A 13,108-nucleotide genomic window follows, 5' to 3' on the forward strand; every position below is an offset into this window, starting at 1 on the left:
TATTTTTTAATATAAAACAACTATAGAATAGGTGATATCAGGCGTGCGAATGCTTCTTTTATTTTAATTAATAAGCTTCGTTCTTTATACTTAGAATATGAAACTAAAGTAGATTTTTCTATATCTTTTAAGAAAATCTGTCTGAACTCTGTAGTTGTCTTTGTATCATAAACAAAAGCATTTAATTCAAAATTCAGCTTAAAACTTCTATAATCAAAGTTGGCACTACCTAGACTAGTTACTTCATCATCTATAATAATCATTTTTGTATGAATAAATCCATTATCATAAATATAGGTTTTAGCACCATATTGAGCAAGTTCACCAATAAATGAATATGTTGCCCAATATACAAATATATGGTCAGGTTTATTTGGAACCATAATACGAACATCAATACCAGATAGAATAGCCATCTTTAATGCATCCATCACACTTTCATCAGGTATGAAGTAAGGAGATTGGATATAAATATATTTTTTTGCACGTGATATCATGTGCAAATAACCATATTTAATCTTTTGAAGTTTACTATCAGGTCCGCTAGCTACCATTTGAATAGGTAAGTAATTATCCACCGGAGTAGATACATGTTCAGATTTTAGTTTTAATTGTTCAGTTTTTTTAGATGACTGTGAATTCCAATCATCAATAAAACGATATTCTAAAGATCCTACAGCTTCACCTTCAATACGAAGATGAGTATCTCTCCAATAACCAAATTTCTTATCTAAACCTAGGTATTCATCTCCAACATTAAAACCACCAGTATAACCTATATCTCCATCTATAATAACTAATTTTCTATGATTTCTATAATTCATACGGAAGTTAATTAATGGGAATCTAGATTTGAAGAAACTTTTTATTTTTGCATTGTTATTAGTTAAGTTTTTAAGTGAAGATATACTAAGCTTTCTTGAACCTATATCATCATAAAGAATGTAAACTTGTACGCCTTCTTTTAATTTTTCTTCGAGTAGGCTGAATAACTGTTTACCAATACCATCTTTTTTTAATATGTAGTATTGAATATGAATATATTGTTTAGCGTTTTTTATATCTTCGAATAAAAGCTTAAATTTTTCTTTTCCATCAGTAATAATTCTAATTTTATTCTTTTTTGAAAGAAAAGCTTGGTCAGTTTCATAGTTTAATTCTATCAGATTTCTATATTTATATATGGTATGTTCTTCTTTTGAGATTTCGTATGGAGTCTTACGCTTAAGTAAGCTCTGTTGATACTCTATTTTTTCCTTTTTTGAAAGTGGGAAGATCTTTTCCCTATATATTGGTCTTCCAAACATTAGGTAAAGAACAAAACCTAGATAAGGAATTAAAAATAAAACTAAAATCCAGGCCCAAGATGAATGTGTAGTTTGATATTCTAAAAATACTATAGAAAAAGCTAATAATGTATTAATTATTAGACATATAGTAAGGAGTATATCGATATCCACACGTATATTACTAAAAATGTTGGGTATATAATTAAAAATATTTGATAAATATACATTTGTATTTAAATTTATATAAGACATAATATATCACTCCTAGCTTAATGGTACCTTAAAAGAATAAAAAAGTCTATTGATAATATTTACATAAAATTTTTATAAAATACAATAAACAAATTAAAATTCATACTTAAAAAAAGGTTAAGAACTTAAAAAAAATTAAAGAAATTATCATTATGAGTTGAATTTTTATAGATTTATATTATAATGGAATAGAGAACAAAAAAGGAGAATACTAAATGCCTAATAATATTTTAGATGAATTAAAAACTAAATTTGAGGATTTTGCGAGCGAATTAGAAAATATCGAACCAGAAAAAGTGGATATTACTCAAATTGATAGATTGATCGCATTAGTAGAAGAATTAGATAACGAAATTAAAACAATAAAATAAGAGATGGATGAGCTGAAGTGGGGGCAATATGCTTTTACTCAGCTTATCTTTATGAATGAGGATAAAATGAAAAAGAAAAACGGTGGAAAAAAACTAAATGTATTACTTACCATTAAAAAAATAGGAATTAATGGTGAGGGAATAGGATATTATAAAAAGAAAATTACTTTTGTAAAAGGTGCATTACCTGATGAGGTAATAGTATGTGAAATTGTTGAAGAGACTCCAAAATATATTATTGGGAAATTGGTTAAAGTTAAAGAACCTAGTCCACATAGAGTTGAAATCAAAAAAGAATTTAGTGAAAGTGGAGCATATGGTTTAGCTCATGTAAGTTATGAGAAGCAGTTAGAGTATAAACGTAATATACTATTAGATGCATTTGATAAATATTATAGAATACCTAAACCAGATAAATTAGTTTTAAAAACTTTAGCAAGTCCAACAACAGAACATTATCGTAATAAAAACCAATTTCCACTTGCTGTGAGAAATGGTAGAGTTATTGCAGGTTTATATAAAGAAGGAACTAATGAATTAGTTGAAATTAATGAAGATATAGCTCTACACGAAAATGGTAATAAAATCACTGCATTAGCTAAAAAATGCTTAGGTAAATATAAGGTTGCTATTTCAACTAATAAAAAGAATTATGGGGTAAAATATATTGCTACACGTACATCTTTTTACAATGGTGATGTACAGTTAACTTTTGTAGCTAATACTGATAAAATCAAAAACCTAGACAAAGTTGTTAATGAGATTAAACGTGAACGAATAGTTAAGAGTATTATTTTAAATGTTACAAATGATAATGATCATTTAGTAATGGGAAGTGAGAATATTACTCTATACGGAGCCGATTATATTGTTGAGAAAATTGGTGATATTAAATATGAGTTATCAGCTAAATCATTCTTCCAACTAAATCCATTAGCTACGAAAAAATTATATGATAAAGTAGTAGAGTTTGCTAATTTAAAAGAAACAGATGTTGTTCTTGATGCGTTTTGTGGGGTAGGAACTATTGGGCAATATGTAAGCTCTAAATGTAAAGAAGTTTATGGTGTAGATATTGTTGCAGATGCTATTAAGGATGCTAATGATAATGTTAAATTGAATAATCTAACTAACTGTACATATGTAGCAGGAGACGCTAATAAAATTGTACCTCGTTGGAAGAAAAAAGGAATCAATTTTGATGTTGCTATAGTTGATCCACCACGTGTTGGATTGGGGCACTTAGCGAAAAACTTATTAAATGTTGATGCTAAGAAAATTGTTTATGTGAGCTGTAATCCATCTACTTTAGCACGTGATTTAAAAGTTCTTACTAGAAAATATAAAATTAGACGTATCCAACCAGTTGATATGTTTCCAGGAACAGCAGCTGTAGAAGCGGTAGTTGAGTTAATTAGAAAGTAAGATAGGTAACTTTAGGTTGTCTTAGGGAGAATAAATATGAAAAAAATGTCTATATTAGGAATTGGTCCAGTGTATGTAATTGGCTGTTTAATAATAACAATACTATCAATATATATATCTGAAAAAGGCTTTTTAAACTCTGGAAAAGTATATGAGATAAAAGGGTTTATGGTATTAATAGGAGTTATAAGTATTGCTTTAGGTATAGCTTTATGGCTAAATGCAGTAGTATCACAGAAAATGGTGAAAGCAATAAAAAATAATAAGCTTTTAAAGACTGGCGTCTATTCTATAGTAAGAAATCCTATATATTCAGCTTTTTATTTTGTTTTAACAGGATCATTACTAATAGAAGCAAATCTATGGTTACTAATACTTCCAATTATATTTTGGATATATATGAGCGTTTTATTGAAACTAACTGAGGAAAAGTGGTTATTAGATGCCTTTGGAGAAGAATATATTAAATATTGTAGTAGAGTAAATAGAGTTTTTCCTTGGTTTCCTAAGAAGTGATTCAATTAACAAATAGGAGTGATTAATTTGGATAAAAAATTAGAACTATTAAAAAAAGAGATAATGTCAGATAATGACAATAAAAAATATACAGATGAAGGTATAGAACCTCTTTTCTCAGCACCGAGTACAGCAAAAATATTAATCATTGGTCAAGCACCTGGAATAAAAGCTCAGGAAAGTAGGATATTTTTTAATGATAAAAGCGGTGTTAAGCTAAGAGAGTGGATGGGGATTGATGATGATATTTTTTATAAATCAGGTTTAATAGGTGTAGTTCCTATGGATTTCTATTATCCTGGAAAAGGTAAAAGTGGTGATTTACCTCCAAGAAAAAATTTCGCTCCAAAATGGCATGAAAAAGTACTAGAGTTAATGCCAAATATCGAACTAATTATTTTAGTAGGGAAATATGCTCAGGATTATTATTTACACAAAAATAAAAAATCTAATCTAACTGAAACAGTACTTCATTACGAAGAATATGGTCCACTATATTTTCCAATAGTTCATCCATCACCATTAAATTTTAGATGGCAAAATAAAAATCCGTGGTTTTTAGAAAATGTAGTACCAAAATTAAAAATAAGAGTTTCAGAAATTTTGAATAAATAAGTAAGATGAAAATAGGAACAAGTGAAAATATACACTTGTTCTTTTTATTTTTTATCTTATAAGTAAGTTGAAGTTAATGCTACAAATGTTGATATATGAGTTATGGAATTTATTTGTAATAATATTTGTTATTTTTGGTATTGTTTCGGTTTTTGCTTGATAATCAATTTTTATTTTTGTACAATAGTTATAGGAATTAATAAGGAGTGAATCTTATGGATAATAATAGAGATTTTGACCGTGAGATAGAGAGAATAAGAGCTATAGAAAATACGAAAGAGTATCAAGATAGGTTAAACTTATTGCGTAATCAGATGAGTAATAATTTATTTTGGAAGAGAGCATTTCCTATAGTAGCATTTTTTGCAATTTTTATTATTGTACAATTTAAAGTATATGGAGCTATAGCTGTAGCTTTACTCTATTTTTTTGTTTATCTCCCTCAATCAAAAAAAAGAAAGCAATTATTTAATGGAAAACAACGTACTAATGAAGAAATCTTTACAGAAGATTTTTTAGATCCTGTACTTAAGGAAATTTTTCCAAATGCATCTTTAAATTATCATGGTGGATATCCGATAGATATACTAAAATTTTCTACACCTAATTCAAAAATTTATAATCAATTTTGCTTATTAGCTTTTAATGATGCTAGTGATTTAACAGTATGTAATTTACATTCTTATCACCAAGAAACTAGAACAAGAACAGTAGGGTCTTCGACTGAAACATATACGGTAGATGTTACTGACTTTGATGGACAAGTCTTCTCGTTACGTGTAGCAAGCAATCTAAATGGTTATATAAGAGTAGTACCTACTAAAAAATCTTTCTTCTTAAAAAGAGAGGTACAACATAATTATCCAAATTTATTGCAGGGTGAAGTGAAAATAGATACTGAAGATATAAATCATAATGAGAATTATAATATCTATTGTACAGATGAACTATCAGCGAGAAAATTCTTAAGTCCTAGGGTTTTAGAATGGTTTGATAATAATATATCACAAAATGCCGTAAGTATGTTTGTTAATAATGATAGGCTTTATATTTCTCTAAATACTAAGTATTTTCTATTTATGCCACCTACATCATTTGATCAGATAAAACAATTATCTATGGTAGAAGAGTACAAAAAACTTAGAATGGCTGTAGATTATATAAGAAACTTCACAAAAATATTTCAAATACAAGAATAATCAATAAAGGAGAAAGAAAATGACAATTGGAATTATAGTAATAGTTATAGTAGTATTAATAGCTCTTTGGTTTATTAACCAAAGTAACCAGTTAAATAGATATCAAGTCTCAATAGAGGAATCTAAAAAGAATATTGATATTATTTTAGTAAAAAGATATGATACAATCTCTGAAATGTTAAAAGTAGCTAAATCATATGCTAAACATGAGGAAAAAGTATTTACAGAGCTTGTTGCATTACGTCAAGGTGGTTCAATTCAAGAAACAAACCAAGTTTTAGCTAACCAAAACGATGTATTAACACAAATTAAAGCAGTTGGAGAAAGTTATCCAGAACTATTTTCTTCTAAACAATTTGAAAACTTACAAAGAGAAATCGCTGAAGAAAATGAAGATTTAGCAGCATCAAAACGTATAGTTAATAGTAACGTTAGAATAATAAATCAAGCAATAGTATCATTCCCAACTTCATTAGTAGCTTCAATAAAAGGATTAAGACAATTTGAATTTTTAAATGAAGATACTACAGGAAAAAGAGATTTAAAAGATTTAGATTATAATGTTAATTAATAAACCTAAAAAGATAAACTTAGAAAATAATATTTCTGAGTTTATTTTTATGTTATAATAAGAAATAAAAAATGGAGGTTGTATTATTATATGAATCAAAAAGAAAGAATGATAGCAGGGTTACCATATAAATCAAGTCCTGAATTAAGAGATGCACTATTAAAAGGAAGAGATTTTTGTTTTAAATATAATAATATTTCTCCTTTAGAACGTGAAGAAAGAATGAATATGATAAAAGGCTTCTTTGCTAAGACTGGTGAAAAACTATCTATTCAATCACCATTTTATTGTGACTATGGCTTTAATATAAGTATAGGTGAATATTTTTTCTCAAATTATAATTTAGTAATATTAGATGTTGCTCCTGTAAAAATAGGTGATAATGTTATGTTTGGTCCAAATGTAAGTTTATATACAGCAGGTCACCCAATCCATCCAGTTAGTAGAAATTCTGGATATGAATATGGATTACCAATTACAATAGGTGACAATGTTTGGTTAGGTGGAAATGTAGTAGTTACCCCAGGTGTAACAATAGGAGAGAATTCAGTGATAGGAGCTGGTAGTGTAGTCGTTAAAGATATTCCCGCTAACGTTGTAGCTGCGGGTAATCCATGTAAAGTAGTTCGTGAAATTAGAGAAGAAGAAATAGATTATATTTACAAGGATAAATTGTTTGATGTAGATGACTATAAATAAAGAGTAAACGAGGTAAAATAATAATTACCTCGTTTGTTTTTTTATAATTCTTCAATTTTATAACTAGTACTTTCTCCATAATACATTAAAAGAGAGGAAGCTAGTTTGTTTACTACTTTAACATCATCTGTTTTTAGAACTATCTCAGCTTTACCAGAAATAACATTAAATGCATCTCCACTACTTACTGAAATTATTTCTATATTTTTATATTTTAATGATTTTCTAACAAACTCACTAGCTATAATAGTAGAGTCAATAGCCATATGAGGTTCAGCGCCGTGACCACCTTTACCGAAAATTAATAGCTTATATTGTTTCATATTATTGAGCCTCCTTTAAGTTAGCGATAACTTTATTAGAGTTAAAAGCTAGTGATAAAAATATAGAAGCTGTATGTTTCATCACTTCTTCTTCAAAATCAAAATTAGGGTGATGGTGAGGATATTTCGCAAAAGTATCATTTCCGGCACCAATTAAGAAGAAAGCTCCAGGTACATTTTCTAAATAATATGCGAAATCTTCACCAATCATTAGTGGTTCAACTTCTTTTAAGTTTAATTGCGGAAGTATTTTTGGTACATAAGTCAATAACTCTTCTGTTCCTTTTTTATGATTAATTAGAGGAGGGTAACCACCATAGTAAATAAAATCAATTTTTGTTTCTGTGTTTTCATCTTCTAAAGATAAGCATAATTTCTGTATTTTATCTAAAACAAGCTTATGAAGTTCCTTATTGAAATGTCTTATTGTACCCGTAATACTAGCTTCATTACATGTACTCTCTAATTTTCCTAAAGTTATAACAAGTGTTTCTCTAGGTTTAGAAAAACGAGAAACTATTTGTTGAGTCATACTAACGAATTCAGCAGCAATTATATTTGCATTATCTTTTGATGATATTTTTACTTCGAATCTATCCGCAGCAGCACAAAGTTCTCTGTAGCTATAACCTAAAGTTCCAAGTGGTAGTGGAGTCCAAAGGTGAGCTCCAAATATTGCATCGACGTTATCCAAACATCCAGCATCTATCATAGGTTTAGCACCACCAGGAGCTTGTTCTTCACCGTATTGAAAAATAGCAACAACATCATGAGGTAGTTTATCTAGGTTGTCCATTAAAACTTTACATGTTGCAAGTAAAGATGTAGTATGACCATCGTGACCACAGGCATGCATAACATTAGGTACTGTTGATTTATATTCTGTATCTTTCATATCATTAATTGACAATGCATCAAAATCAGCTCTAAAAGCAATTGTTTTAGATGAATCTTGTCCTTTAATTCTTGCAACAATACCATGTAAACCAACGTTTGTTTTTATATCTTTAATACCAATCTCTAATAAGTAATTTTTTATAAATTCAGATGTGTTCTTTTCATTAAATGAAACTTCGGGATGCATATGCATATAACGACGAAGTTTTATCATTTCCGGATAATAAGCTTTTAATTCATTTTTTACCAATTCTTCTATCATGGTTCCTCCATATTTATGAGTACAATTAATAAACTATATTATATCATAAAAAATATAATTAATAGTGAATTGTTAAAGAAATTGCTTTCAAATATTTTAATTTTTGATATAATATGACTAAATAGATACTGGTAACACTCTGTATGGAGGAGGGAGAGTGGATACATTAGATTAATAGATAGAATTTATTAACAAAGGAGTTAATGTATGCATATATTAAATATAGAGAATATAGAATTTGAAAAACAAGGGAAGACATTATTTAAAATAGAGAAATTAAGTATAAATACTGGTGATATTATTGGATTAATAGGAAAACATGGTTCAGGCAAGACAACTCTGTTAAAATATATAAGCAATTTAATTAAAGATGAAAATAATATTTCATCAGAGTTTTTAGAATTTGGAGAAAACTCTCATCATAGAAAAAGTGGTGGAGAAATTGTTGTAAATAAGATTAGGGAGAGTTTATTGTCAAATGTTGAGTTGTACTTACTAGATGAACCTTCGACGTATTTAGATTATAATAATGCAAGTAAAATAGCTAATCTTATAAAAAGAACTCCAGCAACCTTTTGTATAGCTAGTCACGATAGAAATTTTTTAAATAGTGTTTGTACTAAGTTATGGATAATTGAAAACAATAGAGTAAGAGAGTTTAATGGGAATTATCATGAGTATAAATTTCAAGAAGAAATTGAGATGACTAAATATGAATCAGAATTGCAAAAGTACAAAAAAGAAACAAAGAAAATAAAGAAAAGTATCCAAGAAATGAAAGAAGAACAGGGGAGAAAATCTGGTAAACCAAAGAATATGAGTGAATCAGATTATAGGATTATAGGTGTAAAAACAAAAATTTCCCAAAACAAAAAGAAGTTACAGAAGAAAATATCAAAACAAGAAGATAGGCTACAAAATAATTTAAAACCAAAGCCGTTAAAAGAAAAATATGATATTAAGTTTCTAGAAATTTTCAAGGAGAGTCATAAAAAGAGTTTTTGCATAGATGAGAAGAAATGTGAAATTGGCGGAAAATTTCTTTGGTCAACACCTAGGTTAACATTTAGTAGTGGTGATAAAGTTTTAATTAAGGGAAAAAATGGTTCAGGAAAAACTACTTTTCTAAATTATGTGAAAGAGTCTATTCCTAGTTATTTACAAGTAGCATATTTTGAACAAAATAGATTTGATATTTTTGAAGAAGAGAAAACCTTGTTTGAATTTGTAAAAGAATCCACTGTACTAGATGATATAGAACTGAGAAATATTTTAGCTTTACTAAATTTTAGAGCTGATGATATTAATAAAAAAATAGAAGTTTTAAGCAAAGGGGAAAAAGTTAAACTCTATTTAGTAAGTTTACTTTTCAGAAAAACGGATGTATTGTTATTAGATGAAATAACTAATTTTTTAGATGTTGTTGCGATAGAAGCAGTAGAGAAGATATTAAAAAAATATCCTGGTATATTAATCATGGTAAGTCACGATATGGATTTTATTGATAATATTGCAACTAAGGTAATAAATATTACAAATAAAGATTTACTAAAATTTGAGTAAATAGTAGTTGGATTATTGGTGAAATAAATTATCGCCAATAATCCGTTTAACATTTGACAAATATAACTATATAGTATATACTATTAATAATTTAAGTGACATATCTTTAATGTGATCCAGAGAGGTCAGCGAAGATTAATTTGTTGTAATGAATATACCAAGTTTAAACATGCTGTCCTGCTCAATAGAGTAGGTTATTTTTTTTGAGGTGAAGTATGAAAAAACGAGTTCTTTTTGATGAAGTTATGATTTCTAGAATGATAACAAGAATAGCTAATGAAATTATCGAACAAAATAAATTAGAAGAGATAGTTTTAGTTGGTGTTAAAACTAGAGGTATACACATAGCTAAAAGACTAAAGAAAAAAATTGGTGAATTAGAAAATATTAATATACCTGTTGAGGTATTAGATATTAAATTTTATCGTGATGATTTAGAAAAAAGAAGCGATGAACCTGAAATTAATACATCTAAGTTTAAACTTGACTTAACAAATAAAGTTGTCATTATAGTTGATGACGTATTGTACACTGGAAGAACTGTACGTGCTGCGATTGATGCGATTATGGATGTTAGTCGTCCAAAAGCTATTAGATTAGCGATATTGATTGATCGTGGGCATAGAGAATTACCAATACGTGCAGATCATATTGGGAAAAATATACCTACTTCACGTAGTGAAAATGTAAAAGTTTATCTAAAAGAAGTAGATGAAAATGATGAGATATTACTAATTTAAATATAAATCTTTTTAAGCTAGTCCAGAGAGGCTAACAAGGGATTAAATTTAGAGTATATACTTTATGAGTATAGCTGCGCTTTGTTGTAGCTATTTTCAAAAATATAATAATTTAGATTTAATAATTGATGATAAGTCATACCTTGTAGCCTTGCTGCAAGGTATTTTTTTATAAAATTATGGAGGAATAACTATGAAAAACATAGTAAAAATGTCTGATTTAACGAATGAGGAAGTTTTTAGTTTAATAAAACGTGGTTTAGAATTAAAAAATGGTAAACAAGTATCTCCACGAGAAGACTTATACGTATCAAACTTATTTTTTGAAAATTCAACTAGAACAAAACATAGTTTTGAAGTAGCTGAACATAAACATAGATTAAATGTGATAAATTTTGATGCATCTACATCTTCTGTAAATAAAGGTGAAACACTTTATGATACTTGTAAAACTTTAGAAATGATAGGTTGTAATATACTAGTTATTCGCCATAGTCAAGATGCCTATTACAATGAATTAACAAACCTAAATATACCAATAATTAGTGGAGGAGATGGTAGCGGAGAACACCCTAGCCAATGCTTATTAGATTTAATGACGATGTATGAACAATTTGGTACATTTGAAAATCTGAATATTATAATCGCAGGTGATATAAAAAATTCACGAGTTGCGAGAAGTAACTACAATATGCTTACAAGATTAGGTGCTAAAGTCAGATTTGTCTGTCCAGATATCTTTAAAGATGAAACTTTAGGAGAGGTGGTTAACTTTGACGAAGTTATCGGAGAAGTAGATGTTTGTATGTTGCTACGTGTTCAACATGAAAGACACGATTCCAAAATGGGCTTATCTAAAGAAGAGTATCACAAAAACTTCGGATTAACGCAAGAAAGATATGATAAATTAAAAGAAAAAGCTATAGTGATGCACCCAGCTCCAGTAAACAGAGATATGGAGATTGCTTCTCATTTAGTAGAAGCACCAAAATCTGTAATTTTTGAACAGATGAAAAATGGAATGTTTATGAGACAAGCAATGATAGAAAAAATAATAAAAGATAATAATTTATAATCAAAGGAGAACAAAATGTTACTTTTAAAAAATGGAAAAATTTTAGAAAATGGTGTTTTAGTAAATAAAGATATTTTAGTAAAAGATGAAAAAATAGTAAAAATTGCCGAGGAAATAGAAAATTCAGAAGCAAAAGTACTAGATTTAGAAGGGAAATTTGTTTCTCCTGGATTTATAGATGTTCACGTTCACTGGAGAGAACCAGGATTTGAGTATAAAGAAAATATTTATCATGCTTCTAGAGCAGCAGCACGTGGTGGATTTACAACTGCAATGCCAATGCCTAACTTAGATCCAGTACCAGATAACTATGAGAACTTAAAATTACAATTAGATATAATCGAAAAAGATTCAGTAATTCGTGCAATTCCTTTTGGAGCAATCACAAAAGGAGAACTTGGAAAAGATTATGCTGAGTTTGAAGAATTAGCTGACCATGTATTTGCTTTTAGTGATGATGGTCGTGGAGTACAAGATGCAAATATGATGTATGAGTCAATGATGGTAGCTGCAAAACTAAATAAAGCGATTGTTGCACACTGTGAAGATAACTCACTAATACGTGGAGGATGTATGCACTGTGGTCGCAGAAGTCGTGAACTAGACTTACCAGGTATTCCATCGGTTTGTGAATCAGTACAAATCGCTAGAGATGTACTATTAGCTAAAGCAGCTGGATGTCATTACCATGTTTGTCACGTATCTACTAAAGAATCAGTACGTGTAGTAAGAGAAGCTAAAGCAGCAGGAATCAAGGTTACTTGTGAAGTTTGTCCACATCACTTAATAAGTGATGAAATGGATATTCCTGAAGATAATGGAATGTGGAAAATGAATCCGCCTCTACGTGCAAGAGAAGATAGAAATGCTTTAATCGCAGGATTACTTGATGGAACAATCGATGTTATCGCAACAGACCACGCTCCACACGCAACTCATGAAAAAGATTTATCAATGAGGAAAGCAGCTTTTGGTATTGTTGGTAGTGAAACAGCATTTAGTCAACTTTATACAAAATTTGTAAAAACTGGAGTGTTCTCATTAGACTTACTAGTAAAACTAATGACTGAAAAAGTTGCGGATACATTTGACCTTCCTTATGGTAGATTAGAAGAAAATGGATATGCAGATTTAGTAGTAATAGATTTAGAAAAATCACTAAAAATTAATCCAGAAAAATTCTTATCAAAAGGTAGAAATACTCCTTATGTAGGAGAAGAAATCTATGGTATACCAGTTTTAACATTAAGTGAAGGTAAAGTAGCTTATAAAGATTCAGAAGTATTTGATATATAAGAAAAAAATTTTAAT

Annotated in this window: 14 protein-coding genes; 11 read left to right on the plus strand and 3 right to left on the minus strand. The window is 28.7% G+C overall.

Going from position 1 to position 13,108, the window contains the following annotated elements; all coding sequences use genetic code 11:
* Nucleotides 1-20: 20 nt before the first annotated feature.
* Complete coding sequence (gene cls, locus T369_RS0102615; RefSeq protein WP_031551368.1) at nucleotides 21-1,541, minus strand: cardiolipin synthase; 1,521 nt, start codon at nucleotides 1,539-1,541, stop codon at nucleotides 21-23.
* A 215-nt stretch (nucleotides 1,542-1,756) separates the two neighbouring features.
* Between cls and T369_RS09370 the strand changes: the two genes are divergently transcribed.
* The 7 genes from T369_RS09370 to T369_RS0102650 all read left to right on the plus strand — a co-directional run bounded on the left by T369_RS09370 (nucleotide 1,757) and on the right by T369_RS0102650 (nucleotide 6,937).
* Nucleotides 1,757-1,912, plus strand: a complete 156-nt coding sequence (locus T369_RS09370) for an SE1561 family protein (RefSeq protein WP_006364542.1) — start codon at nucleotides 1,757-1,759, stop codon at nucleotides 1,910-1,912.
* A gap of 66 nt (nucleotides 1,913-1,978) precedes the next feature.
* Nucleotides 1,979-3,337 (plus strand): 23S rRNA (uracil(1939)-C(5))-methyltransferase RlmD, encoded by a 1,359-nt coding sequence (gene rlmD, locus T369_RS0102625; protein WP_031551372.1) that lies wholly within the window; start codon nucleotides 1,979-1,981, stop codon nucleotides 3,335-3,337.
* A 36-nt stretch (nucleotides 3,338-3,373) separates the two neighbouring features.
* Nucleotides 3,374-3,853 (plus strand): methyltransferase family protein, encoded by a 480-nt coding sequence (locus tag T369_RS0102630; protein WP_031551377.1) that lies wholly within the window; start codon nucleotides 3,374-3,376, stop codon nucleotides 3,851-3,853.
* An 18-nt stretch (nucleotides 3,854-3,871) separates the two neighbouring features.
* A complete protein-coding gene (locus T369_RS0102635; protein WP_324603271.1) occupies nucleotides 3,872-4,468 on the plus strand; it encodes a uracil-DNA glycosylase family protein in 597 nt (198 codons plus the stop codon).
* A 215-nt stretch (nucleotides 4,469-4,683) separates the two neighbouring features.
* On the plus strand, nucleotides 4,684-5,667 hold the full coding sequence (locus tag T369_RS0102640) for a DUF3137 domain-containing protein (RefSeq protein ID WP_031551382.1): 984 nt from the start codon (nucleotides 4,684-4,686) through the stop codon (nucleotides 5,665-5,667).
* A gap of 19 nt (nucleotides 5,668-5,686) precedes the next feature.
* Complete coding sequence (locus T369_RS0102645) at nucleotides 5,687-6,238, plus strand: LemA family protein (RefSeq protein ID WP_006364537.1); 552 nt, start codon at nucleotides 5,687-5,689, stop codon at nucleotides 6,236-6,238.
* A gap of 90 nt (nucleotides 6,239-6,328) precedes the next feature.
* Nucleotides 6,329-6,937, plus strand: coding sequence for a sugar O-acetyltransferase (locus T369_RS0102650; protein WP_031551385.1), 609 nt, complete (start codon nucleotides 6,329-6,331; stop codon nucleotides 6,935-6,937).
* Nucleotides 6,938-6,978: 41 nt separating this feature from the next.
* Here the strand turns inward: T369_RS0102650 and T369_RS0102655 are convergent, their stop codons facing one another.
* Complete coding sequence (locus T369_RS0102655) at nucleotides 6,979-7,260, minus strand: peptidase dimerization domain-containing protein (RefSeq protein WP_031551388.1); 282 nt, start codon at nucleotides 7,258-7,260, stop codon at nucleotides 6,979-6,981.
* A 1-nt stretch (nucleotide 7,261) separates the two neighbouring features.
* Nucleotides 7,262-8,419: a M20 metallopeptidase family protein gene (locus T369_RS0102660; protein ID WP_031551391.1), complete on the minus strand. Its 1,158-nt coding sequence runs from the start codon at nucleotides 8,417-8,419 to the stop codon at nucleotides 7,262-7,264.
* Nucleotides 8,420-8,626: 207 nt separating this feature from the next.
* On the opposite strand from T369_RS0102660, the gene T369_RS0102665 reads away from it, so the two are divergent.
* The 4 genes from T369_RS0102665 to T369_RS0102680 all read left to right on the plus strand — a co-directional run bounded on the left by T369_RS0102665 (nucleotide 8,627) and on the right by T369_RS0102680 (nucleotide 13,093).
* Complete coding sequence (locus T369_RS0102665) at nucleotides 8,627-9,982, plus strand: ATP-binding cassette domain-containing protein (protein WP_031551394.1); 1,356 nt, start codon at nucleotides 8,627-8,629, stop codon at nucleotides 9,980-9,982.
* Nucleotides 9,983-10,197: 215 nt separating this feature from the next.
* A complete protein-coding gene (gene pyrR, locus T369_RS0102670) occupies nucleotides 10,198-10,722 on the plus strand; it encodes a bifunctional pyr operon transcriptional regulator/uracil phosphoribosyltransferase PyrR (RefSeq protein ID WP_031551397.1) in 525 nt (174 codons plus the stop codon).
* Nucleotides 10,723-10,915: 193 nt separating this feature from the next.
* A complete protein-coding gene (locus T369_RS0102675; RefSeq protein WP_031551401.1) occupies nucleotides 10,916-11,797 on the plus strand; it encodes an aspartate carbamoyltransferase catalytic subunit in 882 nt (293 codons plus the stop codon).
* A 15-nt stretch (nucleotides 11,798-11,812) separates the two neighbouring features.
* Nucleotides 11,813-13,093 (plus strand): dihydroorotase, encoded by a 1,281-nt coding sequence (locus T369_RS0102680; RefSeq protein ID WP_031551405.1) that lies wholly within the window; start codon nucleotides 11,813-11,815, stop codon nucleotides 13,091-13,093.
* Nucleotides 13,094-13,108 lie beyond the last annotated feature (15 nt).

Source organism: Gemella sanguinis ATCC 700632 (genome assembly GCF_000701685.1).
Classification (GTDB): Bacteria; Bacillota; Bacilli; order Staphylococcales; family Gemellaceae; genus Gemella; species Gemella sanguinis.

Coding starts and splice junctions, on each gene's coding strand:
- T369_RS0102645 (WP_006364537.1), top strand. CDS start 5,687: ATGACAATTGGAATTATAGTAATAGTTATAGTAGTATTAATAGCTCTT.
- T369_RS0102660 (WP_031551391.1), bottom strand. CDS start 8,419: ATGATAGAAGAATTGGTAAAAAATGAATTAAAAGCTTATTATCCGGAA.
- T369_RS0102680 (WP_031551405.1), top strand. CDS start 11,813: ATGTTACTTTTAAAAAATGGAAAAATTTTAGAAAATGGTGTTTTAGTA.
- T369_RS0102630 (WP_031551377.1), top strand. CDS start 3,374: ATGAAAAAAATGTCTATATTAGGAATTGGTCCAGTGTATGTAATTGGC.
- T369_RS0102655 (WP_031551388.1), bottom strand. CDS start 7,260: ATGAAACAATATAAGCTATTAATTTTCGGTAAAGGTGGTCACGGCGCT.
- T369_RS0102675 (WP_031551401.1), top strand. CDS start 10,916: ATGAAAAACATAGTAAAAATGTCTGATTTAACGAATGAGGAAGTTTTT.
- T369_RS0102640 (WP_031551382.1), top strand. CDS start 4,684: ATGGATAATAATAGAGATTTTGACCGTGAGATAGAGAGAATAAGAGCT.
- T369_RS09370 (WP_006364542.1), top strand. CDS start 1,757: ATGCCTAATAATATTTTAGATGAATTAAAAACTAAATTTGAGGATTTT.
- pyrR (WP_031551397.1), top strand. CDS start 10,198: ATGAAAAAACGAGTTCTTTTTGATGAAGTTATGATTTCTAGAATGATA.
- T369_RS0102650 (WP_031551385.1), top strand. CDS start 6,329: ATGAATCAAAAAGAAAGAATGATAGCAGGGTTACCATATAAATCAAGT.
- cls (WP_031551368.1), bottom strand. CDS start 1,541: ATGTCTTATATAAATTTAAATACAAATGTATATTTATCAAATATTTTT.
- T369_RS0102665 (WP_031551394.1), top strand. CDS start 8,627: ATGCATATATTAAATATAGAGAATATAGAATTTGAAAAACAAGGGAAG.
- rlmD (WP_031551372.1), top strand. CDS start 1,979: ATGAAAAAGAAAAACGGTGGAAAAAAACTAAATGTATTACTTACCATT.